The organism is Rhizobium sp. AAP43, from assembly GCF_001296045.1.
GTDB lineage: Bacteria > Pseudomonadota > Alphaproteobacteria > Rhizobiales > Rhizobiaceae > Allorhizobium.
This window is the reverse complement of the sequence record NZ_LJHS01000027.1, coordinates 74,967-98,022: the sequence shown is the minus strand read 5'-3', so window position 1 is coordinate 98,022 and position 23,056 is coordinate 74,967. Positions and strand designations below refer to the sequence as shown.

The following is a 23,056-nucleotide window of genomic DNA, read 5'->3' as shown; positions in this document are numbered from 1 at the left end:
ATAATCTGTTAGCAAGTCGCCAGCGGTCGGCCGATCACTCGGCAGCGCCCGTCGTTGACGCTATGTCCTGTGATTCGAGTCACATAGCTTGTGTTGTGTGACCGACAGCCCATTTTCAACATACCTTAAATCCGACGAAATTTGCTGTCAGATCAATAAGATCGGTACGAGACCAAGAATGCGAATCAGCGATCGCCGGAGAATCGCTTCTCTGTACATCGACGAAGGCAAACACCGTGTCGTACGGGCGATCAGCCGCGCGATGCCGTCAGTGTTTTTTGCCGGTGGCTTTCGTGTAAGCCGTCTTGTCGTGGCTCCGACAGATCTGCGGGCGATCGATCCCTTTGTCGCCGAAGAGATCCTGGCCGGCCGCTTCCCTCTGGCCGGTCGAGTGCTGGAAACTGGCGGCCAATCGCCTTTCTCGCTTGAATTGCCATCACGGCAATTTGCGATGCGGTTGCACGGATTCGGCTGGCTTCGTCATGTTCGCGCCTACAAAACCCAGGTTGCCTGTCAGAATACGCGCAGTGTCGTAGATCAGTGGATTGGGTTGCATGGAAGCCGCATGACCGGTGTCGCATGGGAGCCGGAAGTCACAGCGCGACGGATCATCAGTTGGTTGTCGCATTCTCCGGTGGTCCTCAGAGATGCAGAAGCCGGCTTCTACCGCCGTTTTATTGGTTCTCTGAACCTGCAGATCAGTCATCTGCACAGAGAGGTCCACACACTCCCGGAAGGCCTGCCTCGCCTGAAAGCCCGTATCGCGCTTGCCATGGCGTCGATTGCGACGGAGGCGCCGCGCAAAGCTGTTCGACGTGCGGGTCGCCAACTCGACCGGGAACTCGAGCGTCAGATCCTGCCAGATGGCAGTCACGCTTCGCGCAACCCGCAGGCATCTGTCGACCTGCTGTTCGATCTATTGCCGCTCCGCCAGACCTATATCAATCTCGGCCACGACATCCCGCAGCGTCTGATTTCGGTGATTGACCGGATCTATCCCGCCGTTCGGTTCTTCCGCCACAGCGGCGGCGACCTGGCGCTGTTCAATGGTGCAAGTTCCGCGCTTGCGACGGATCTGCTGAGCGTTCTGCGCTATGATGAGACTGCCGGACAGCCGTTCAAGGCATTGCCGCATGCTGGCTATCATAGGCTGGCAGCGGGCGAGACAGTGCTCCTCGTCGATGCGGGTAAGCCCCCATCCGCACGCCTTTCCGATACGGCCCATGCGGGATGCCTGTCCTTCGAACTTTCCTCGGGCAAGAACAGGTTCATCGTCAACAGCGGGTCACCGCTCTTTGCCGGCGAACGCCTGCGGCAGTTGGCCCGCACGACGGCAGCCCATTCTACCGTCTGCATCGGCGATGTGTCGTCGGCGCGCATTACTGCGTCGAAGTTTCTCGGGTCAATCATGGTATCCGCCCCATCGGCGATCGATATCGATCGCCAGACGGGCCCGGATGGCAGCGACAGGCTCTCAGCGCGCCATGATGGCTATCTCGGACGTTTTGGAGTGCTTCACGAACGGGAACTGCGCATTAACGAGCCGGGCACAAAGATTGCCGGCCGAGATCGATTACTGCTTCCTGATGGCCTCCCGGCCCCCGCCCTGCCTTCGGCCGGAGCCGTTGCCCGCTTCCACATTCATCCGTCGATCACGCTTGAACGGATAGATCAGCGCAGTGTCCGCATGATCGCGCCTGATGGTGAAAGCTGGACCTTTACGCTTCCCGTTGGAAAGCTCGTCATTGCAGAAGATGTATTTTTTGCCGACGTCTCCGGTATTCGCCCCTCGCAGCAGCTGGAAGTTACCTTCGAGGCTCCTGAAATACGTTGGTTTCTGGCGCATCGGGCGTGACAAATCGCCTTGAAAGGTTTCATCGTCCGTGAACCTGTGCTAGGCGGCGGCAGCCGCGTCCGCCGTGTGAGGCAGCGGGCGCCCGTCGCCAGACCGGAGCTGAACCATGGCCGTTGTTTCCAAGAAGATCCCTGCCCCCGACCTCGTCCGTATCCGGACGGCACTCATCTCGGTTTCCGACAAGACGGGGATCGAAGACTTTGCACGGGCGCTGCATGAGCGCGGCGTGCGGCTGCTGTCCACCGGTGGCACGCACAAGGCCCTGAGTGCCGCTGGTTTGCCAGTCACCGACGTTTCGGAAATCACCGAATTTCCGGAGATCATGGACGGTCGCGTCAAGACGCTTCATCCGCGGGTTCATGGTGGTCTCCTGTCGATCCGTGACGATGCCGATCATGCCGAGGCCATGAAGGAACATGGGATCGAGGCGATCGATCTCGCGGTGATCAATCTCTATCCCTTCGAGCAGGTTCGTGCTGCAGGCGGCGACTACCCGACGACAGTCGAGAACATTGATATCGGCGGCCCGGCGATGATCCGCGCCTCCGCCAAGAACCATGCCTATGTCACCATCGTCACGGATGCCGCTGACTATCCCGCCGTCATCGCGGCGCTTGGCGACCATGATGGCCAGACCACCTACGCGCTGCGCCAGCGTCTGGCCGCGAAGGCCTATGCCCGCACCGCGGCTTACGACACGGCCATTTCCAATTGGTTCGCGGAAGCGCTGGATATCGATATGCCGGCCTATCGCGTGATCGGTGGTGCGCTGAAGGAAGCTATGCGTTACGGCGAAAATCCACACCAGAGCGCTGGCTTCTATGTCACGGGCGACAACCGGCCTGGCGTTGCCACTGCCACGCTCCTGCAGGGTAAGCAGCTCTCCTACAACAACATCAACGATACCGATGCCGCCTTTGAACTGGTGGCTGAGTTCGATCCGGCGAATGGGCCGGCCTGTGCGATGATCAAGCACGCCAACCCCTGTGGCGTTGCCACCGGAGCGACGCTTGCCGATGCCTATCGGCGTGCACTGGCTTGCGATTCCACCTCGGCTTTTGGCGGCATCATTGCCCTCAACCAGCATCTCGATGCGGAGACGGCGCAGGAAATCGTCAAGCTCTTCACCGAGGTTATCATTGCCCCCTCTGTGTCTGACGAAGCCAAGGCCATCATCGCTGCCAAGCCGAACCTGCGCTTGCTGACCTCAGGTGCCCTGCCCGATCCGCGTGGCCGTGGTCTGATGGCGAAGACGGTATCTGGTGGTCTGCTGGTCCAGTCGCGCGACAACGTCATGGTCGAGGATCTCGACCTCAAGGTTGTGACCAAGCGTGCGCCCACTGCCACCGAACTTGAGGATATGAAGTTCGCCTTCAAGATCGCCAAGCATGTGAAGTCAAATGCTGTCATCTATGCCAAGGATGGTCAGACGGCCGGTATTGGCGCGGGCCAGATGAGCCGTGTCGATTCCGCTCGTATCGCCGCGTTGAAGGCTGAAGATGCGGCCAAGGCTCTCGGGCTTGCCGCACCACTAACGCAAGGGTCTGCCGTCGCTTCGGAGGCCTTCTACCCCTTTGCAGACGGTTTGCTTGCTGCGATTGCGGCCGGTGCGACGGCCGTCATTCAGCCAGGCGGATCGATGCGCGACGAAGAAGTGATAGCAGCTGCAGATGCGCATGGCGTGACCATGGTCTTCACTGGCATCCGTCATTTCCGCCATTGAGCGACGCTTGGTCAACCAGTCTTGGACAAATTGAGAAAGGGCCGGTTTTACCGGCCCTTTTGCTATTGTCGTAGCTCTGTTGCTGCCGCCCTATCCGGGCTCGCGGGATAGGGCGTTGACCAGAGCAGCAGAAGGCCGAGCATGAGGAAGATCAGGAGCGTGGCCATGCCGAGGCGCGCCGATCCTGTGGCGGCGGTCATCAGCGAGAAAGACAGCGTGGCAAGGAAGCTCGTTGCTCTTCCGGAGAGAGCGTAGATGCCGAAATAACGTCCGGCTTCGTGAACCGCCACACTGCGCGCCATATAGGAACGCGATGAAGCCTGAACCGGTCCGAAAGACAGGCCGATCAAGAGGCCGTAGAGGATATAGGCCTTCTCTGCAGGGGTCGCGAAGATCCCCTCTGTGCCGGTGACCGGAAGGTTGATCAGGCCGAAGAGCGTGAAGTCGATCCCCGTTGAAACAATGCCGAAGGTCGCGAGCACCAGCAGGCAAAGGCCAATCAGGACGACAACTTTGGAGCCCATCAACCGGTCGATCCGTCCTGCCACGACACAGCCGAGGATGGCAACCACGTTCAGGATGATCCCGTATATCCCGATCTCCATGGTCGACCAACCGAACATGGCCGCAGCAAAGACGCCCCCCAGGACCAGCAGCCCATTGACCCCGTCCTGATAGATCATGCGAGCAATGAGAAAGCGCACGAGACCGGATCGCTGTTTGAGTTCAGAAAGCGTGTGGCCGATCTCGGTCAGGCCAGAGCGAACCGCTGCTCCGAGTTTCTTGCCCTTGGGTGCGTCCGGGGTGAACAGGAACATTGGCAGAATGAAGAGGAAATACCATGCCGCCGATAGTGGACCGGTGACACGGGCGTCTTCGCCAGTGGCTGGATCGAGCCCGAAGAGCGGGGGGATGCCAAGCAGGGTGAGGCCGGTTTCGGGACTGCCGGCCAGCAGCAGAACCACGGCGATGAGGACGATCATCCCGCCCAGATAGCCAAGTCCCCAGGCGGCGTTCGAGACCCGACCGACATCCGCCTGTGAGACCAGGCGTGGCATCATGGAATCGTTGAAAACGATCGAGAATTCCGCAGCAATGCTCGAAACGATGATCAGCAGCATGATCATGGCCACGGAAGAACCCGGTGCTGCCGTCCAAAGCAGAGACAGGCAGATGATCTTGATGAGCGCGAAGAAGGCGATCCAGGGCTTGCGCGCGCCGGACTGATCGGCAATCGAGCCCAGGATTGGCGACAGGATGGCAATCAAGACGCCGGCAATGGTCGCCGCGTTGCTCCAGGCAGTTTGTGCCGAGACCGGGTGATCCGTCATGCGCGCCACGAAATAGGGCCCGAATATGAAGGTCGTCACAACGGTAAAATAGGGTTGCGCTGCCCAGTCGAAGAACATCCAGCCAAGGACGCCTCGGTCGAGGCGTCCGGCTACGGGTTTGACAATTGTGTTCGTGTTCACGCAGGTCCCCTAAGGCTGACTGCGTTGGACACTGTCACCTCGCGTGGTCTTGTGCAAGATCGCCGAGCAGGCCGGCGGCAACCGCCAGTTTCGAAATGCTCGGCTCGCCACTATCGACAATCGCGGTCAGTTCTCGGCCGATACGATCGATCCGGGTGCGATCTCGCGACAGCCAGTTTTCCATCTGTGCCTCTTCATTCTGTGAGGCCACCAAGACCGAGCAGGCGATCTGGCGCCGGGCCTGGCCGATCCGGTCCAGGCTGCGTGATAGAGCGAGGCTGTCATAGTGATCGGATGGTTGCAGTCGGTTCGCATTTTCGATCAGGCGGCCAATGCGGAAGGTTTCCGTCACGGCAAAGAAGCCGTTCATTGCCACAGGGAAGCTCGCCCCCGTCCGCTCTGCAATCTGCAGGACTTCCGGCAGTAGCTGCATCGCCTGCAGCTGGACCACATCGCGAGCGACCTCTTCCGGGACTTCGGCTGCAACGAGTTCGGCGATTTGCTCGTCGAAATGCTGCCTGACGGCATCCGGGAGCGCTGACTGAAACTCGCTGCGTGCCCGGTTCGAGGCCGAACGGAGCTGGTCGACGGCGGCGGCAATCGGTCCGGCAATCAAGCCGGTATCGATGAGGAGCCGCGTCATTGCGGCGTATACGGTGGATACAATGGCGTAGAGGCGGTTCTGCGTCTGTCCGGAGATCTTTGCGTCGAGAGCGTCAATGCGGCCCCAAAGCTCGGTCAGGCTCAAGGCATCACGGGTGACCAGTGCTGATTTGACCGCTTCGTCTGGTGTCGCGCCAGTCGCATCGCAAACCGAAACGATAAAGGCCGGGCCGCCACGGTTGATGGCATGATTGGCCAGCACGGTCGCGATGATTTCGCGACGGAGCCGGTGCGCACCGATATCGTCTGCAAAACGGTCCCGCATGCCGGCAGGGAAATAGGTGGAAAGTGTCGTCTTGCAGTAAGGATCGTCCGGCAGTTTCGATTCCACCAGCTGATCGAACAGGACGATCTTGGCATAGGAAAGCAACACGCCGATCTCGGGGCGGGTGAGCGCCTTGCCGGAGACATAGCGCTCGGCCACTGCCGTGGTATCGGGCAGCATTTCGACCTTTCGGTTCAAGCGCCCCATGCCCTCGAGATAATCCATGAGCCGGCTCAGTTCTTCCCGATTGCCGGCGCCTTTGGCTTCCGTCAACGAGATCGACAGAGACTGCAGGTAGTTATTGCGCAGCACGAGGCCCGCGACCTCGTCTGTCATCTCTGCAAGCAGAATGTTGCGCTTCTCACGCGGAAGGCGGCCTTCCTGCATGGCGGGCGTCAGTGCGATCTTGATGTTGACCTCCAGGTCGGAGGAATTGACCCCGGCCGAATTGTCGATCGCATCGGAATTGCAGCGCCCGCCGTTCAGGGCATAGGCGATACGGCCCTTCTGCGTCGCGCCGAGATTGGCGCCCTCGCCGATGACCTTTGCGCGAACGTCCATGCCGTTGATGCGGATCGGATCGTTTGCCCTGTCACCGACCTCGGCATCGGTCTCGGCAGGGGCCTTGATATAGGTGCCGATACCGCCGAACCAGAGCAGGTCGACAGGGGCCTTCAGGATAGCCGTCATGATGTCGAATGGGGTTGCCACCAGGGTCTCAAGCCCGATGGCCGCTGCCGCTTCTGGAGTCAGCGTCACGGACTTTTCCTGGCGCGATATGATCATGCCACCGGCGGACATGGTCGAGCGGTCGTAGTCCTGCCAGCTCGAGCGTGGCAGGGCGAACATGCGCTTGCGCTCTGCAAACGAAGTTGCCGGGACCGGGTCCGGATCGATGAAGATGTCGCGGTGGTCGAAGGCCGCGACAAGCCGGATCTGCTCCGACAGCAACATGCCGTTGCCGAAAACGTCGCCGGACATGTCACCGACACCGGCGACGGTGAAGGGTGTTGTCTGAATGTCGATGTCGATCTCGCGGAAATGGCGCTTTACGGTTTCCCAGGCACCGCGAGCCGTGATGCCCATTTTCTTGTGGTCGTATCCGGCCGATCCGCCCGAGGCGAAAGCATCGTCGAGCCAGAAGCCGGCAGCCTGTGCAAGGCCGTTGGCCGTATCGGAGAATGTTGCGGTGCCCTTGTCGGCGGCAACAACGAAGTAGGGGTCGTCGCCATCAGGTCTCAAGGTGTCCGCAGGCGGCACGATCGCGCCACCGACGATGTTGTCGGTGATCGAGAGGAGTGTGCGGATGTAGGTCTTGTAGGCTTCGGTGCCGGCTGCAAGCCAAGCCTCGCGATTGCCCGGTGGCGGCAGAAGCTTCGGGAAGAAACCACCCTTGGCGCCGACGGGAACGATGACCGCATTCTTGACCTGCTGGGCCTTCACAAGACCGAGCACTTCTGTCCGGTAGTCCTGAGCGCGGTCCGACCAACGCAGACCACCACGGGCGACCTTGCCGAAGCGCAGGTGTACGCCTTCGACCTCGACGCCATAGACGAAGATCTCGCGGAACGGACGCGGTTCCGGCAGTCCGTCCAGGCGATGCGGATCAAACTTGAAGGCGAGCATCGGGCGTTCGCTTTCCAGATAGGCCTTCTGGAAGAAATTGGTGCGTAGCGTAGCTTCGATAGCATTGATGAGGCGGCGTAAAATGCGGTCTTCATCAAGGCTCGGCACCCGGCCGAGTTCGGTTTCGAGGACGCCGCGCAGTTCCTGATCCCGCTTGTTCCTTGCTTTTTCAGATTGAGCAGGATCGAAGCGGCTCTTGAACAGGGCGACGAGGTCGGCCGCGATCGCCGGGTGCTTTGCGAGCGTCTCGGCGATATATTCCGGGGAGTAGACCGATCCTGCCTGGCGCAGATAGGCAGCATAGGCCCGCAAGACGGAGACCTCGCGTGCAGAGAGACCGGCCTTCAATACCAGTCGATTGAAGCTGTCATTGTCCACCGTACCGGTGAAGGCAGCAACAAACGTGTCCTCGATCGCGCTGGCATGGCTTGCGAGATCGAAAGCGGCGCCGCCGGCAATTTCGAGCTCCATGTCATGCAGCACGACTGTCCCACGATCTGCTCCGGTCGGACTTTTCACATCAATGTCGAATGTGCGTTCGCTGATCACGCTGAAGCCAAGGTTTTCCAAAAGCGGCACGCGGCGGGACAGCGGCAAGTGTTCCGCGGAGTGGAAAATCTTGAGGAAGAGAGTTGGCCCCTTCCCTTCGTCGCCCTGGCGAAATGCGATAGACAAAGGAGCGCCCGCGAGGCAGGCTTCGATATGCTTCAGATCGGCGACGGCTTCGTCAGCCGTAAAGGCTTCCTGAAACGCCTGGCCGACCTCAAGCTGCGGGCTTCCCGGTCCGGCCAGCGAGGCGAAGCGGTCACTCCAGCGCGCGGTGATCTCGCGGACAGCGTCTTCCAGCGTCGACTGTGAAATCTCCGGCGTTGTGCCGCTGCGGCGGCCGATGATGATGTGGACCCGTGCCACCCCCCCCTCGGGAAAGGCTGGGTAGTAGGCCGAGACATGGCCGTTGTAGACCGTTTTGAAGTAGGTGCCGATGCGTTCGCGGACGGCCGAGTTGTAGTCCTCGCGCGGAACGTAGACGATCAGCGAAACGAAGCGGTCAAAGCGATCAATGCGCGGCAGCACGCGGACGCGTGGCCGCTCGGCGAGGTCATTGATTTGCTCGGCAAACCTCGCAAGAAGTTCTGGTGTGATCTGGAAAAGATCGTCGCGTGGATAGTTTTCCAGCGTGTTCTGCAGCGTGCGCCCGGAATGGCTGCGTGGATCGAAGTCGAAATGGGAGACTACCTTCTCCACCTTTGCCCGCAGAAGCGGGATCTGGTTGACGGAGCGAGTATAGGCAGTCGAAGTGAAGAGGCCGACGATCCGCAGCTCTCCGACAACCTTGCCGTCTGGCCCGAAGCGCTTTACGCCGACATAATCCATATAGGCGCGCCGGTGCACGACGGATTTCACGTTGGCCTTGGTGACGATGAGGAAATCCGGCCCTTGCAGGAAGGTGAGGATTTCAGGCGTCGTCGTCACCTGGTTCTGACCCTGCCGAAGGACAAGCACGTTCGGATCGGAAAGGATGCCGAGGCCACTGCCTTTGTCGCGCTCGACCGTTGCGCTCTCGCCATCGCCCGAATAGTTGTATTCGCGCATGCCAAGGAAAGTGAAATTGTTGTTGCGAAGCCATTCGAGGAAGGCAATCGCCTCGTCGCGCTCAGCCTCCAAGCGACCTGGGGACAGCTGGCGCATTTCGGATACCGCAGTTTCCATCAATGCCAGCATCGGTTTCCAGTCCCGCGAGGTGACCTTCACCTGGCGCAGCACATGTTCGAGCTTCTGAATGAGGTCGGCTGCCTGCTCTTCCGTCAATGGGGTGAGATGCAGCTGAATGTAGCTAACCTTGATTGCGCCCTCCGGGTCAGCGTCCGGATTGGACAGAGACACTTCCCCCTGCTGTGTCACAGCAAGGATCGGATGGATCGCCATGTAGATGTCACGGTAAAGGCTCGTCACTTCGCCCATGATGCTGTCATAGAGGAATGACTTGTTGTGATCGACGATCGAGACGACGCTAACCGGAATGCCATCGGGCGCTACGCCAGCGAGGGTTTCGATCACGATCCTCGGTGATTGACGATCCCAGGCGGCAAGGTGCGTTGCCGCATGCACGGAGGCCTTGGCCAGCATCTCGGGCGTATAGCGCGCAAGGTCGTCATTGCTCGCCCGGCCGAAAATTGCCGATGGGGCGATAAAGCCCGCACTAAGCGTCTTGGCGTGTTCCGCCGCCGAGCGAAAAAGCTCGACCCGATCACCGGTGCCCGTCATATCCATGCTCGTCTCCTTGATGCGGCTTTTGCACATCTTCATGATAATGTTTTGCTGAAGTGTGTATGGAAACAATCTAGGGCCAAATCCGACGAAAAACGGAGCTGATTGCCCGAAAAAATGAAAATCTGTCCGATACGGGATGAGAAATCACCGAAAACGGACGCTTTTGGTTCGGAAGGCATGCATGCAAGACAAATCCGGTGGTGCCGTCATCGTCCTATCAAGCCACGTCATGCGGGGTTCTGTCGGCAATCGTGCTGCGGTGTTCGCGCTTGAGACGCTAGGACACCCGGTCTGGGCCGTTCCGACGGTTGTGCTTCCCTGGCATCCCGGCCATGGTCCTTCAACACGGCTGAAGTTCAATGATGATGAGTTCGATCACGCCATTGACGATCTGATCCGATCCCCCTGGCTTGGAGAGGTCAAAGCTGTCTTGACAGGTTACTTCGGCTCGGCAGCGCAGCCAGCCAGCGTAGCGCGGCTGATCACTGCCTTGCGGAAGGTCAATCCGGACTTGCTCTATGTTTGCGACCCGGTCATGGGGGATCTTGGTGGCCTCTACGTGCCGCAGCAGACGGCGGAGGCCATCCGCGATCATCTGCTGCCGCTTGCGGATGTCGCGACGCCCAATCGCTATGAACTTCAGTGGCTTTCGGATCGCAGTCTTGCCGATAATCATGCCCTGACCGAGGCCGCACTGACACTCGGTCCAAAACGTGTTCTGGTCACGTCTGCCGTTGCGATGATGGCGAATGGCGTTGGTAATCTTCTGGTGACGGAGCGCCGGTCACTGCTGGCGGAGCACCGTTTGATCGACAATCCCCCCAATGGTCTCGGTGATCTCCTGGCCGCACTTTTCCTGGCGCGACTCTTGTCCGGCGCAGGAGAGGAGAAGGCACTGCAACTGGCGATTTCCAGCGTCTTTGAGATCCTTTCGAGGACCACCCGTCGCGGAGCAGACGAGCTCGCCCTCGAAAGTGACGCATCGAGCCTTGCTACGCCCATGGCGATGGTCCAGATGCGGCAATTGCTCCATCCTTCGCAAAAGCCGCGTCGCACCAGTTGAGGCTCGTGATCCTCAGCTGTTGCCATGCGGCGCCCGGCGCGTTAATCGAAACGCATGAGCACTTTTCCAGAAGCCCTTCTGAACGGCTATCGTGAATTCATGAGTGGTCGTTATGTCGACCAACGCGATCGCTATCGACAATTGGCGGACCAGGGTCAGAAGCCGCATACGCTCGTCGTCGCGTGCTGCGATTCACGTGCCGCACCGGAGATGATCTTTGATTCCGGGCCTGGCGAACTCTTCGTCGTTCGCAACGTGGCAAACATGGTGCCGCCCTACGAGCCCGATGGACAATATCATTCCACCTCTGCGGCACTTGAATTTGCCGTGCAGGCATTGCGGGTCAAGGATATCATCGTCATGGGTCATGGACGATGCGGTGGCATCAGCGCGGCCCTCGATCCCAATTCAGAACCGCTCTCGCCCGGTGATTTTATCGGGAAGTGGATGAACCTCGTCGCACCAGCGGCAGAGCAGATCCAGGGAAATTCCGAAATGACTGCTGGGGAGCGGCAGACTGCCCTTGAGCGCATCTCCATTCGCAATTCCATCGCCAATCTCAGGACTTTCCCTTGCGTTAAGATCCTGGAGGAGCGCCAGAAGCTGAAGATTCACGGGGCATGGTTCGACATCAGCAATGGCGAACTGTGGCTCATGGATCCGAAAACCCAGGATTTTTCGCGGATCGAACACGCGATCTGAGCCGTTTGAATTTTTGAAGCGCATATGAAAACGGCGGCCAGAGAGCCGCCGTTTTCATGTTGTGTCGAGACTTTGTTATTCGCTGTCGATGCGCGCGCCGATGTAGGCGATAGCCTGCTGGTAGACGGTTGCAGCATTCCAGCCCTGGATCGCCGCGAAGTTCGGCTCGCCTTCCTGGTAGCCGGCGCCGGGCTGCCAACCATGACCACGCAGGAAGTTTGCAGTCGAGGCTAATGCATCCGAGCGCGAGCGCACCATGTCGATATGGCCGTCGCCGTCGCCATCGGCGCCGAAGCGAACGACGTTGCGCGGCAGGAACTGGGTCTGACCGATCTCACCATGCGCAGCGCCCTTGGCGTTGACGTCGAGATTGCCGGCTTCAACCAGTTCCAGTGCTGCGTAGAGCTGGTCGGTGAAGAATTCGCTGCGGCGGCAGTCGAAGGCGAGGGTCGCCACGGCCGAAAGCGTGTGTTCCTTGCCGAGGAAGGAGCCAAAGCCGGTTTCCATACCCCAGATCGCAATCAGCGGACCGGCCGGAACGCCGTAGCGCTGCTCCAGCTTGGCAAACAACGCGGCATTGTTCTTCTTCATAGTCTTGCCGCGGGTGATGATGGTCTGGCCGCCGCGCTTCTGCATGAACTGGTCGAACGAGAGCTTGAAGCTTTTCTGTCCCCGGTCGGCGCTGATTGTGCTTCGGCTGTAGTTCACTGCCGCAAAGGCGCGATCGAGCGTACGCGCATTGATGCCGGAACCGGTCGCTTGCTGCTTAAAGGCTTCCTTCCATTCCTCAAACCCCGCTGACGTATTGCTGCATGCTGCGGCTTCTGCCGAACCGATCGTGTAAAAGAGGGCGGTCGCTGAAATCACAGCTGCCGACAAGAGATGTGTCAGTCGCATTCAAGCCTCGTCAAAATGTTAGGATTTGCTGCACCATGACAGCGATTTCGCATCATGTCATCCGCGAAGAAATGGGCTTTTCAAGGGACTGGTGTCACATTGCATCACTTTTGTATGACAATCAGCCTCTCGGAGCATCAAGGGCGCCCGTCCGCCAGAGGGCGGGCGGGCGCGCTTGGTTGCCTCAAGCAGCAGCTGCCCGGGGCTTGATCAGGCCGCGATTGACCAGCAGCTCAGCGATCTGAACTGCATTCAGTGCTGCACCCTTGCGAAGGTTGTCCGAAACGATCCACATGTTGAGACCGTTCTCAACGGTCGCATCTTCACGGATGCGCGAGATGAAGGTTGCGTCTTCGCCAGCGCATTCCACCGGCGTGATGTATCCGCCGTTCTCGTGCTTGTCGATGACGAGGCAACCAGGGGCATCGCGCAGGATGTCGCGTGCCTGGTCTGCGGTGATCTCGTTCTCGAATTCGATGTTGACGGATTCGGAATGGCCGATGAAGACGGGGACACGCACCGCAGTGCAGGTGACCTTGATCTTGGGGTCGAGCATCTTCTTTGTCTCGGCCAGGACCTTCCACTCTTCCTTGGTGTAGCCATCTTCCATGAAGCTATCGATATGCGGGATCACGTTGAAGGCGATGCGCTTGGTGAACTTCTTCGTCTCAACCGGATCTGCCACGAAGACGGCGCGGGTCTGGGTGAAGAGTTCGTCCATGCCTTCCTTGCCGGCGCCCGAGACGGACTGGTAGGTCGAAACGACGACGCGCTTGATCTTAGCAAAATCATGCAGCGGCTTGAGGGCGACGACGAGCTGGGCTGTCGAGCAATTCGGATTGGCGATGATGTTGCGCTTCTTGAAGTCGGCAACGGCATCGGGGTTCACTTCCGGAACAACCAGCGGAACGTCAGCGTCGTAGCGCCAGGCCGACGAGTTGTCGATGACGACGCAACCCTGTGCGCCGATCTTCGGCGACCACTTCTGTGAAATCGTGCCGCCGGCAGACATCAGGCAAATGTCGGTGTCGGAGAAATCGTAGTTCTCCAGATTCTGGACCTTCAGAACCTTGTCGCCGAAGGATACTTCCGTTCCCTGCGACCGGGCTGATGCCAGGGCGATAACCTCAGACGCCGGGAAGCCGCGCTCCGAGAGGATGTTCAGCATTTCGCGACCGACATTGCCGGTGGCGCCTGCGACTGCAATCTTGAAACCCATGTCTATGCTCTCTTTCTGTCTCTCCGCGGATGGTGAGGAGGAAGATTGCGACAGGGTGCAACCTACCTGGTCCCCGGCCGTGCCGGGGAGAGAGCGGTGGCCGAAGACGTCAGACGGTTTTCGTCGTCGTTTTGGCCTTGGTCGTGGATGCAAGAGAATGGCATGCGCCGCCGGCAGCGCGACGCTGCAGGTCAAGGTAGACCGCAATGGGATGCCCGAGAGCGTGCATGGTCCGAAATCCTCTTCACGGCGAGGCATTACAAGGTTTTTGCACCGAGTCAAGCCGCTGGCGGGGTCTCGGAGGTGAAAACACGATTGGTGGTACAAGCCACTTGCTTAGCCTGTCCCCATGACATTTGCCGGACTTGCCCCTGCTTCGGTCACATGGAACAAGAAGTCATTTCTTATCGGAGCCTTTCATGGTCGCGGCCATCAGGAATTTGACAGCAGAGGATATGCCCTCTGTTACAGCCATTTACTCGCAAGCTGTACTCGAAGGTACGGCAAGCTACGAACTCGTGCCGCCCGGGGTGGACGAAATGACGGCTCGTTTTGCGGCGATCACCGGAAAAGGTTATCCCTATCTCGCAGCTTTGGATGGGGACAACAATCTGCTGGGTTACGCCTACGCTTCCGCATTTCGCACGAGGCCCGCCTATCGCTGGCTCGTCGAGGACTCGATTTATGTCGCAGAGCAGGCGCGAGGCCTCGGTGTCGGTAAGGCACTTCTCCAGGCGCTCGTCCAACGATGCGAGGGATTGGGCTTCCGTCAGATGGTCGGTGTGGTCGGAGGTGCGAGCGATGCTTCAGTGGCGGTCCACCGGTCCTGCGGTTTCACCCTCGCTGGTCGGCTCGATGGTACGGGCTTCAAACATGGTCTCTGGCTGGATACAATTTTCATGCAGAGACCTCTCGGCGAAGGTAACACTACCAAGCCTGACCTGACGGTCTATCCGGGAACGCTTGGCTAATGGTCAGTCCAGTGCCTTGAGGCCTTTGTCAAACACCTTCAGGACCTGCTTAAGCTCATGGCCACGCTTGAGGATCCGGCCGTCGGTTGCGATAACCGCAAAGGCACCCTGCTTCGCAGCGAGCTTTGGGTTCTTCTCAATCCGATAGAGCGGATACTCGCCTGCCCGCTTGAACACGGAAAAGACCGCCTTGTCCTTCAGGTGATCGATCGCATAGTCACGCCATTCGCCGTCACCAACCATGCGTCCATAGATCCAGAGGATGGCGTCCAGCTCCCTGCGGTGAAATGTAACGGGAAGCGGATCTGCCGCCTGGCGGTAAATGCCCAGATCCACGACACTCGCAGCGGCCTTGTCGATGCCGTCGCTTTCGTGGCGCTGTCCTTCAGGCAGCTCTGTCATCAATGCTCCTCGAGCTCTTTTTCATGACGGATGAATAACAGTGTGCCTGAGGCTTCCCAAAAAGCAAGTCGAGGTGCGGGTTTCGTGGCAGCTCGCCCATGGGCTATCCGCGCCCTCGCTCTTCAAAGGCGGCGAGCAGAAGATCGCGCAGTCGGGCGGCAATAGGCGACAGGCGTTTACCGTGGACGGTGATCAGGTGATAGGGCGCAACAACAATGGAAGTCTCAACCTTCAGCGTGCACAGATCACCGACCGGCGTCTGACGACAGAGAAGGTCCGAAACCTCGCGCGACATCGGCGCGATTGCGTTCGAAGAAGCCAGCATTGCGATCATGACCAGCAACGACGTTGTATTGACGATGTTTCTGGGAAGGGCGGAGCCTTCTTCGATAAAATTCGCTTCGACAGCCTGCCTGAGCGGCGTACCGGGTTCCTGCATCACCCATGGGAAATGGGCCATATCGGACAAGCTCAGCCGGTCCATGTTGACTAGGGGATGAGTGCGGTGGACCACAATCTCCATCTCCTCCATCGCAGCACCCTCGACGTTGAACTGGCGTGCATCGATACCAGGCGGTACGCGCCCCAGAACAAAATCATAATGCCCGGACAGGAGATCGCGGATCAGTTCGCCACTGGCCGCAACGTCCAAATGGATATCGACAGCAGTGGAGTCGGCCTTCAAGACTTTAATCGCCGGCACCACATAGCCGACCGCACCGCCGGTCACGGCACCAACCCTCACCTTTCCAGTAAAACCCCGGCGGATGGCCTCGATTTCCCGGGCTGCTTCGCGCATTTCTTCCAGAACGTTCTGAGCGCGCCGCGCCAGTGCGCCACCAACGACGGTCGGTTCCATTCCCTTCGGCGTGCGAATGAAGATTGGAGAGCCCACATAGCGTTCGATTTCGCCCAGCATTCTGGAGGCCGCAGGTTGCGTCAGCGCCATTGCCTGGGCTGCGAGACTCAGCTGACCGAGTTCCGCAATGGACGCGATCAGGCCGAAATGTTTTGGTTGCAAACGATTTATCTGAGCTTCTGCCATAAATAATATATCAACTACGGTATGCAGAAAGTCAAAATAATCATTTGATCGGTATATCGAGCACGATAAGACTCGGCATGGAGCTGGGGGCTGCCGTGTCGGCCTTTCGTTCTTTGTTTCAGCGGTCGTCAGGAGGAGCTTGGCGCCGCACGGTATGACCAGGGAGGTTACCATGAAGAAACTTGGCGCCCTGATTGCGTCGTTCGCAATCGGCATCGCATCATTCGCACCTATGGCCTTTGCACAGGACAAGGGTGTGGTCGGCATCTCGATGCCCACAAAGACGTCGACTCGCTGGATCTCCGATGGCGAGACCATGGAAAAGCTGTTCAAGGAAGCCGGCTATACACCGGACCTGCAGTTTGCTGACGACGATATCCCGAACCAGCTGGCCCAGATCGAAAACATGGTCACCAAGGGTGCCAAGGTTCTCGTGATTGGCGCCATCGACGGCACGACCCTCTCCGACATCCTGCAGAAGGCTGCAGACGCCGGCGTCAAGGTCATCGCCTATGACCGCCTGATCCGTGACTCGGGCAATGTCGACTACTACGCCACCTTCGACAACTTCCAGGTCGGTGTTCTTCAGGCGACCAGCCTTGTGAACGGCCTCAAGGCCAAGTTCCCGGATACCAAGCCATGGAACGTCGAACTCTTCGGCGGTTCGCCGGACGACAACAACGCCTTCTTCTTCTACGATGGCGCGATGTCTGTTCTGCAGCCGATGATCGACAGCGGCGAAATCGTCGTGAAGTCCGGTCAGATGGGTATGGACCAGGTTGGTACCCTGCGTTGGGACGGCACTGTCGCCCAGGCACGCATGGAAAACCTGCTTTCCTCGACCTACACCGAAGACAAGCTGCATGGCGCGCTTTCCCCGTATGACGGCCTGTCGATCGGCATCCTGTCGGCTCTGAAGGGCGTTGGCTACGGCTCTGGCGACATGGCAATGCCTGTCGTCACCGGTCAGGACGCCGAGCTTCCGTCGGTCAAGTCGATCCTCGCAGACGAGCAGTCTTCGACGGTCTTCAAGGACACCCGCGAACTGGCCAAGGTCACTGTTGCCATGGTCGACGCGATCATGGGTGGCAAGACCCCCGAAGTGAACGACGAGAAGACCTATAACAACGGTGTGAAGGTCGTTCCGTCTTACCTGCTCAAGCCAGTTGCCGTCGACAAGTCCAACGCAAAGGACATTCTGGTCGGCGCCGGCTACTATACAGCCGAGCAGATCGACAACTGATCCTCAGCAACGCAATCGGGTCCGCGATTTATCGCGGGCCCATTTCCTATACGCATTGAGGGAGCTTGCGCCCCGGCTCGACCGTGAAGGTCGCTGGATGGGCGCTGGAATTCTGCACATGGACAACATCATTCTCGAGATGCGCGGCATCACGAAGACATTCCCGGGTGTGAAGGCGCTCGACAATGTCAGCTTCAAGGTGCGCGAGGGTGAAATCCACGCACTCGTCGGCGAAAACGGAGCCGGCAAGTCGACGCTGATGAAGGTATTGAGCGGTGTCTATCCCGCCGGCACCTACAGCGGCGACATCGTCTATGACGGTGAAGCCCGTCGCTTCAGCACGATTTCTGATAGTGAAGAGCTTGGTATCATCATCATCCATCAAGAGCTTGCGCTGGTACCGCTTCTCTCGATCGCCGAAAACATTTTCCTTGGCAATGAGATTGCCGACAAGGGCGTCATCCACTGGCCCCAGACCTTTGCGCGGACGAAAGAGCTGCTGGCAAAGGTGGGCTTGAAGGACTCGCCCTCGACCCGCATCACAGACATCGGCGTCGGCAAGCAACAGCTCGTCGAAATCGCCAAGGCGCTGTCGAAGAAGGTGCGTCTCCTGATCCTTGACGAGCCGACCGCGTCGCTCAACGAAACGGATTCGGATGCGCTGCTCACCCTGCTGATGGAATTTCGCAAGCAGGGCATGACCTCGATCATCATTTCGCACAAGCTGAACGAAATCCGCAAGGTTGCTGACCAGATCACCATCCTGCGCGATGGTGGCACGGTGGAAACGCTGGACTGTCATACGCAGGACATCAGCGAAGACCGGATCATCAAGGGCATGGTCGGTCGCGACATGGAAGACCGCTATCCGAAGCGCGAGCCGAAAATCGGTGACGTGCTTCTGGACGTGAAGAACTGGAACGTCTTTCACCAGAACCATCGCGACCGTCAGTTCCTGCATGACATCTCGTTCAATGTGCGCGCAGGTGAAGTCGTCGGTATCGCTGGCCTCATGGGCGCTGGGCGTACCGAAACGGCGATGAGTATTTTCGGTAAATCCTGGGGACACAAGATCACCGGTGATGTCAGCATGCATGGCAAGCCGGTCGACGTCTCGACGATCCCGAAGGCCATCGACGCCGGACTTGCCTATGTAACTGAAGACCGCAAACATCTCGGTCTGGTTTTGCAGAACAACATCAAGGAAAATACCACCCTGTCCAATCTCGGTGGTGTGTCCAACAGCGGAATCATCGACGATCGCAAGGAAGCCAAGGTGGCCTCCGACTATCGTCAGATGCTCCGCATCCGTTCGCACTCGATCTATCAGGAAACAGTCAACCTCTCCGGCGGCAACCAGCAGAAGGTGGTTCTGTCGAAGTGGCTGTTCACCAATCCTGAAGTGCTCATCCTCGACGAACCGACACGCGGCATCGACGTGGGCGCGAAGTTTGAAATTTACACCATCATCAACCAGCTTGCCGCCGAAGGTAAGGGCATCCTGATGATCTCATCGGAAATGCCCGAACTGCTCGGCACCTGCGATCGCATCTACGTCATGAACGAAGGACGCATTGTCGCGGAACTGTCCAAGGAAGAAGCAAGCCAAGAGTCCATCATGCGTGCCATCATGCGCTCTGGGGAGAAACACTAATGGCCATCGACACAAGAACCGAAACCCCCAAGGTCTCCGTGGGCGAGTACCTCCGCAAGAATATCCGTGAATACGGGCTTCTGCTTGCTCTCGTCGTTATCATGGTTCTGTTCCAGGTTCTGACTGGCGGCGTTCTGTTCCGTCCGGTCAACATCACCAATCTGGTGCTGCAGAACTCCTTCATCGTCATCATGGCGCTCGGCATGTTGCTGATCATCGTGGCCGGGCATATCGATCTTTCGGTCGGCTCGATCGTCGCCTTTATCGGCGGCATCGCGGCGATCATGCTCGTCAAGTGGGGCTGGCATTTCTCGCTGGTTGTTCCGCTGTGTCTCGTGCTCGGCGGTCTTATGGGAGCAGCCCAGGGATATTGGGTTGCCTATCAGAAGATCCCGTCCTTCATCGTGACGCTGGCCGGCATGCTTGTTTTCCGCGGCATGACCTATGTCGTGCTTGAGGGGCGCCCGATCGGTCCGTTTCCGAAGGAATTCACGCTGCTGTCGACTGGTTTCATTCCGGATTTCTTGTCCTTCACCGATCCTGCGACCAGCCTGATCAAGAACTATGTTGCTCTGATCGGCATCATCGTATTGGTCGCACTCGCGATCTATTCGGGCATGAAAAACCGCCGCCTGAACGATGAGCATGGCACGGAGAATGAGCCCTTCGTCTTCTTCGTCCTGCAGATGGGTATCATCAGCGCCGTCGCCATCTTCCTCGGCTACCAGCTGGCCACCTATCGCGGACTGCCGAACGTTCTGGTGGTGATGGGTGTGCTGATCGCCCTTTATGCTTTCGTTACGACCCGCACGACAATCGGTCGTCGCATCTATGCGCTCGGCGGCAACGAGAAGGCCGCAAAGCTTTCCGGCATCAACACCGAAAAGCTAATCTTCCTGACCTTCGTTAATATGGGTGTTCTTGCCGCCCTTGCCGGCATGATCATCGCAGCACGTCTGAACTCGGCCACGCCGAAGGCGGGTGTTGGCTTCGAACTCGACGTCATCGCGGCCTGCTTCATCGGCGGTGCTTCGGCTTCCGGCGGCGTTGGCAAGATCACCGGTGCAGTCATTGGCGCCTTCATCATGGGCGTCATGAACAATGGCATGTCGATCATGGGTATCGGCATCGACTATCAGCAGCTGATCAAGGGCCTTGTGCTTCTGGCTGCTGTCTTCTTCGACGTTTACAACAAGAACAAAGCAGTCTGAGGATAGGCTTATGTTTCTCTCGCAATTGAAGTCTGGCGGCATTATCTGCCGCCAGGGCGAGGCCGCGCGCCTTGTCCCAGGGTTTAACTCCACCTACGATCTCGCCAAGGCAGCTATCGCTGCCAAGGCATCCGTCGCCGCCATCATCGAAAAGCAGGGGCAGGGCGAAAGCGTCGATCTCCTGGCACTTTTCGATGCCGGCAAACTCGACTGCCCGATCCGCCATCCCGATCCGGCACATATGTATCTGACCGGTACGGGCTTGACCCATACGGGATCAGCATCCGCACGCGACAGCATGCATGCCGATACGGCCGGTATGAGCGATTCCATGAAGATGTTCCGGATGGGCATCGAAGGCGGCAAGCCGAAGCCGGGCGAATTCGGCGTGCAGCCGGAATGGTTCTACAAGGGCAATGGCTTCAACGCGATTGCGCCAGGCGAAGACCTCGTCTCGCCGTCCTTCGCGCTTGACGGCGGTGAAGAGCCGGAGATGGCCGGCTACTACATCATCGGTGAAGACGGCACGGCGCACCGCCTCGGCTTCTCGGTCGCCAATGAATTCTCCGACCACGTGACCGAAAAGATCAACTATCTCTATCTGGCGCATTCGAAGCTGCGTCCGGCCTCCTTCGGCCCGGAAATCCTGGTTGGTCCGCTTCCGGATCATGTCGAAGGCGTTTCGCGCATTCTCCGCGATGGCAAGACGGCCTGGGAAAAGGCCTTTGTCTCCGGCGAAGCGAACATGTCCCACACGATCGCCAATCTTGAATATCACCATTTCAAGTATGCGCTGTTCTGCCAGCCAGGCGACCTGCATGTGCACATGTATGGCACAGCGACGCTCTCCGTCGCGGACGGATTCGTCACGCAGGAAGGCGATGTCTTCGAGATCCAATCGCCGCAATTCGGTCTCCCGCTGCGCAACCGGCTCGCCCGTGCCGCAGCAGAACCCGTAACGGTCAAGATGCTCTGAGCGGATCGGTCTCCGACCCGCCCATCCCAACAGAGACAGGACGATTAGCCATGAGCAAGTTCAAACCGGCCGAATGGCCGCGCCAATTGAGATCGCAGCACTGGTATGGCGGTACCTCCCGCGACACCATCTACCACCGCGGCTGGATGAAGAACCAGGGCCACCCGCACGACCTGTTCGATGGTCGTCCGGTTATCGGTATCCTGAACACCTGGTCCGACCTCACGCCCTGCAACGGTCACCTGCGCGAACTTGCTGAAAAGGTGAAGGCAGGCGTTTGGGAAGCCGGCGGTTTCCCCGTTGAAATCCCGGTCTTCTCGGCGTCGGAGAACACTTTCCGCCCGACCGCGATGATGTACCGCAACCTCGCGGCCCTTGCCGTGGAAGAAGCGATGCGCGGTCAGCCCATCGATGGCGCCGTTCTGCTCGTCGGTTGCGACAAGACCACGCCGTCCCTGGTCATGGCTGCCGCCTCGACCGACCTGCCGTCCATCGTCGTCACCGGCGGTCCGATGCTCAACGGTTATTTCCGCGGTGAGCGCGTCGGTTCCGGCACACATCTGTGGAAGTTCTCCGAAGCCGTAAAGGCCGGTGAGATGACGCAGGAAGAGTTCGTTGAAGCGGAAGCGTCGATGTCGCGCTCCAGCGGCACTTGCAACACCATGGGCACTGCCTCCACAATGGCTTCCATGGTTGAAGCCCTCGGTATGGCGCTCTCCGGCAATGCCGCGATCCCGGCCGTCGACAGCCGCCGCAAGGTGATGGCGCAGCTTTCGGGCCGTCGCATCGTGCAGATGGTCAAGGACGACCTGAAGCCTTCCGACATCATGACCAAGGAAGCCTTTGAAAACGCCATTCGCGTCAATGGCGCCATCGGCGGCTCGACCAATGCCGTCGTTCACCTGCTCGCCATGGCCGGCCGTGTTGGGATCGACCTGACACTCGATGACTGGGATCGCCTCGGTCGTGACATCCCGACCATCGTCAACCTGATGCCATCGGGCAAGTATCTGATGGAAGAGTTCTTCTATGCCGGCGGTCTCCCCGTCGTCATCAAGCGCCTTGGTGAAGCCGGCAAGTTGCATAAGGACGCGCTGACCGTTTCGGGCGAAAGCATCTGGGACGAGGTCAAAGACGTTCGCAACTGGAACGAAGACGTCATCCTGCCGGTTGAAAAGGCACTGACCCAGCAGGGCGGTATCGTCGTTCTGCGCGGCAATCTCGCGCCGAAGGGCTGCGTACTGAAGCCGTCGGCCGCCTCGGCCCATTTGATGAAGCATCGCGGTCGCGCCGTGGTCTTCGAAGACATCGACGACTACAAGGCAAAGATCAACGACGAGGCGCTCGATATCGATGAGACCTGCGTCATGGTTCTGAAAAACTGTGGTCCGCGCGGTTATCCCGGTATGGCTGAAGTCGGCAATATGGGCCTGCCGCCCAAGGTGCTGCGCAAGGGCATCACCGATATGGTCCGCATTTCCGACGCCCGCATGTCGGGTACGGCTTACGGCACCGTGCTTCTGCACACCTCGCCGGAAGCTGCCCGTGGCGGTCCGCTTGCCATCGTCCAGAACGGTGACTTTATCGAACTCGACGTTGATTCACGCCGTATCCATCTCGATATTTCGGAAGAAGAGATGCAGCGCCGCCTCGCCGCCTGGCGTCCTTCGGTCGAGCCGCCAGCAAGCGGTTATGCCAAGCTCTTCCACGATCATGTCGAGGGTGCCGATACCGGTGCTGACTTCGACTTCCTGAAGGGTTGCCGCGGTTCGCCGGTCGGCAAGGACGCACACTGAGG

Annotated in this window: 16 protein-coding genes; 10 read left to right on the top strand and 6 right to left on the bottom strand. The window is 59.0% G+C overall.

Translation table 11 applies throughout. The annotated features are described in order from the left end of the window. Positions 1–178: 178 nt before the first annotated feature. Together IP76_RS15880 and purH are read left to right on the top strand one after the other, a co-directional pair. Positions 179–1,855, top strand: a complete 1,677-nt coding sequence (locus IP76_RS15880) for a heparinase II/III family protein (RefSeq protein ID WP_054159200.1) — start codon at positions 179–181, stop codon at positions 1,853–1,855. A 106-nt stretch (positions 1,856–1,961) separates the two neighbouring features. Further along, complete coding sequence (gene purH / locus IP76_RS15875) at positions 1,962–3,578, top strand: bifunctional phosphoribosylaminoimidazolecarboxamide formyltransferase/IMP cyclohydrolase (RefSeq protein ID WP_054159199.1); 1,617 nt, start codon at positions 1,962–1,964, stop codon at positions 3,576–3,578. Between the two features lie 62 nt (positions 3,579–3,640). Here the strand turns inward: purH and IP76_RS15870 are convergent, their stop codons facing one another. Then, positions 3,641–4,987, bottom strand: coding sequence for an MFS transporter (locus IP76_RS15870; protein WP_082352566.1), 1,347 nt, complete (start codon positions 4,985–4,987; stop codon positions 3,641–3,643). A 97-nt stretch (positions 4,988–5,084) separates the two neighbouring features. After that, entirely contained in the window at positions 5,085–9,875 is a 4,791-nt protein-coding gene (locus tag IP76_RS15865) for an NAD-glutamate dehydrogenase (protein ID WP_054159279.1), read from the bottom strand. A 181-nt stretch (positions 9,876–10,056) separates the two neighbouring features. Between IP76_RS15865 and pdxY the strand changes: the two genes are divergently transcribed. Continuing rightward, positions 10,057–10,938, top strand: coding sequence for a pyridoxal kinase PdxY (pdxY, locus tag IP76_RS15860; protein ID WP_054159197.1), 882 nt, complete (start codon positions 10,057–10,059; stop codon positions 10,936–10,938). Positions 10,939–10,992: 54 nt separating this feature from the next. After that, positions 10,993–11,640, top strand: coding sequence for a carbonic anhydrase (locus tag IP76_RS15855; RefSeq protein WP_054159196.1), 648 nt, complete (start codon positions 10,993–10,995; stop codon positions 11,638–11,640). A 75-nt stretch (positions 11,641–11,715) separates the two neighbouring features. Here IP76_RS15855 and IP76_RS15850 read toward each other — a convergent pair whose 3' ends face one another. Beyond that, complete coding sequence (locus tag IP76_RS15850) at positions 11,716–12,537, bottom strand: lytic transglycosylase domain-containing protein (protein ID WP_054159195.1); 822 nt, start codon at positions 12,535–12,537, stop codon at positions 11,716–11,718. Positions 12,538–12,721: 184 nt separating this feature from the next. Beyond that, entirely contained in the window at positions 12,722–13,756 is a 1,035-nt protein-coding gene (locus IP76_RS15845) for an aspartate-semialdehyde dehydrogenase (RefSeq protein WP_054159194.1), read from the bottom strand. A gap of 419 nt (positions 13,757–14,175) precedes the next feature. Here IP76_RS15845 and IP76_RS15840 point away from each other — a divergent pair, with 419 nt between their 5' ends. Next, positions 14,176–14,727 carry a GNAT family N-acetyltransferase gene (locus tag IP76_RS15840; protein ID WP_054159193.1) on the top strand — a complete coding sequence of 184 codons (552 nt, stop codon included), beginning with the start codon at positions 14,176–14,178 and terminating at the stop codon, positions 14,725–14,727. Positions 14,728–14,730: 3 nt separating this feature from the next. Here the strand turns inward: IP76_RS15840 and IP76_RS15835 are convergent, their stop codons facing one another. Beyond that, positions 14,731–15,129, bottom strand: a complete 399-nt coding sequence (locus IP76_RS15835) for a DUF2794 domain-containing protein (protein WP_054159192.1) — start codon at positions 15,127–15,129, stop codon at positions 14,731–14,733. A gap of 103 nt (positions 15,130–15,232) precedes the next feature. Next, on the bottom strand, positions 15,233–16,174 hold the full coding sequence (locus tag IP76_RS15830; protein ID WP_054159191.1) for a LysR family transcriptional regulator: 942 nt from the start codon (positions 16,172–16,174) through the stop codon (positions 15,233–15,235). A 172-nt stretch (positions 16,175–16,346) separates the two neighbouring features. On the opposite strand from IP76_RS15830, the gene chvE reads away from it, so the two are divergent. From chvE to araD, 5 genes are all read left to right on the top strand, one after another. Beyond that, positions 16,347–17,417 carry a multiple monosaccharide ABC transporter substrate-binding protein gene (gene chvE, locus IP76_RS15825; protein ID WP_054159190.1) on the top strand — a complete coding sequence of 357 codons (1,071 nt, stop codon included), beginning with the start codon at positions 16,347–16,349 and terminating at the stop codon, positions 17,415–17,417. A gap of 118 nt (positions 17,418–17,535) precedes the next feature. Further along, on the top strand, positions 17,536–19,071 hold the full coding sequence (mmsA, locus tag IP76_RS15820; RefSeq protein ID WP_054159278.1) for a multiple monosaccharide ABC transporter ATP-binding protein: 1,536 nt from the start codon (positions 17,536–17,538) through the stop codon (positions 19,069–19,071). Next, on the top strand, positions 19,071–20,282 hold the full coding sequence (gene mmsB, locus IP76_RS15815; protein WP_054159189.1) for a multiple monosaccharide ABC transporter permease: 1,212 nt from the start codon (positions 19,071–19,073) through the stop codon (positions 20,280–20,282). Before mmsA ends, mmsB begins: the two co-directional genes overlap by 1 nt. 10 nt (positions 20,283–20,292) lie before the next feature. Further along, on the top strand, positions 20,293–21,258 hold the full coding sequence (gene araD1 / locus IP76_RS15810; RefSeq protein WP_054159188.1) for an AraD1 family protein: 966 nt from the start codon (positions 20,293–20,295) through the stop codon (positions 21,256–21,258). A gap of 50 nt (positions 21,259–21,308) precedes the next feature. Beyond that, positions 21,309–23,054, top strand: a complete 1,746-nt coding sequence (gene araD / locus IP76_RS15805; protein WP_054159187.1) for an L-arabinonate dehydratase — start codon at positions 21,309–21,311, stop codon at positions 23,052–23,054. The last annotated feature ends 2 nt before the right edge of the window (positions 23,055–23,056 follow it).

Bases quoted from the DNA above. Each gene is read 5' to 3' on its own strand.
- mmsA (WP_054159278.1), top strand. From the start codon at position 17,536: ATGGACAACATCATTCTCGAGATGCGCGGCATCACGAAGACATTCCCG.
- IP76_RS15855 (WP_054159196.1), top strand. From the start codon at position 10,993: ATGAGCACTTTTCCAGAAGCCCTTCTGAACGGCTATCGTGAATTCATG.
- IP76_RS15880 (WP_054159200.1), top strand. From the start codon at position 179: ATGCGAATCAGCGATCGCCGGAGAATCGCTTCTCTGTACATCGACGAA.
- IP76_RS15870 (WP_082352566.1), bottom strand. From the start codon at position 4,987: ATGTTCTTCGACTGGGCAGCGCAACCCTATTTTACCGTTGTGACGACC.
- IP76_RS15830 (WP_054159191.1), bottom strand. From the start codon at position 16,174: ATGGCAGAAGCTCAGATAAATCGTTTGCAACCAAAACATTTCGGCCTG.
- IP76_RS15835 (WP_054159192.1), bottom strand. From the start codon at position 15,129: ATGACAGAGCTGCCTGAAGGACAGCGCCACGAAAGCGACGGCATCGAC.
- araD1 (WP_054159188.1), top strand. From the start codon at position 20,293: ATGTTTCTCTCGCAATTGAAGTCTGGCGGCATTATCTGCCGCCAGGGC.
- IP76_RS15845 (WP_054159194.1), bottom strand. From the start codon at position 13,756: ATGGGTTTCAAGATTGCAGTCGCAGGCGCCACCGGCAATGTCGGTCGC.
- purH (WP_054159199.1), top strand. From the start codon at position 1,962: ATGGCCGTTGTTTCCAAGAAGATCCCTGCCCCCGACCTCGTCCGTATC.
- chvE (WP_054159190.1), top strand. From the start codon at position 16,347: ATGAAGAAACTTGGCGCCCTGATTGCGTCGTTCGCAATCGGCATCGCA.
- mmsB (WP_054159189.1), top strand. From the start codon at position 19,071: ATGGCCATCGACACAAGAACCGAAACCCCCAAGGTCTCCGTGGGCGAG.
- IP76_RS15865 (WP_054159279.1), bottom strand. From the start codon at position 9,875: ATGGATATGACGGGCACCGGTGATCGGGTCGAGCTTTTTCGCTCGGCG.
- IP76_RS15840 (WP_054159193.1), top strand. From the start codon at position 14,176: ATGGTCGCGGCCATCAGGAATTTGACAGCAGAGGATATGCCCTCTGTT.
- pdxY (WP_054159197.1), top strand. From the start codon at position 10,057: ATGCAAGACAAATCCGGTGGTGCCGTCATCGTCCTATCAAGCCACGTC.
- IP76_RS15850 (WP_054159195.1), bottom strand. From the start codon at position 12,537: ATGCGACTGACACATCTCTTGTCGGCAGCTGTGATTTCAGCGACCGCC.
- araD (WP_054159187.1), top strand. From the start codon at position 21,309: ATGAGCAAGTTCAAACCGGCCGAATGGCCGCGCCAATTGAGATCGCAG.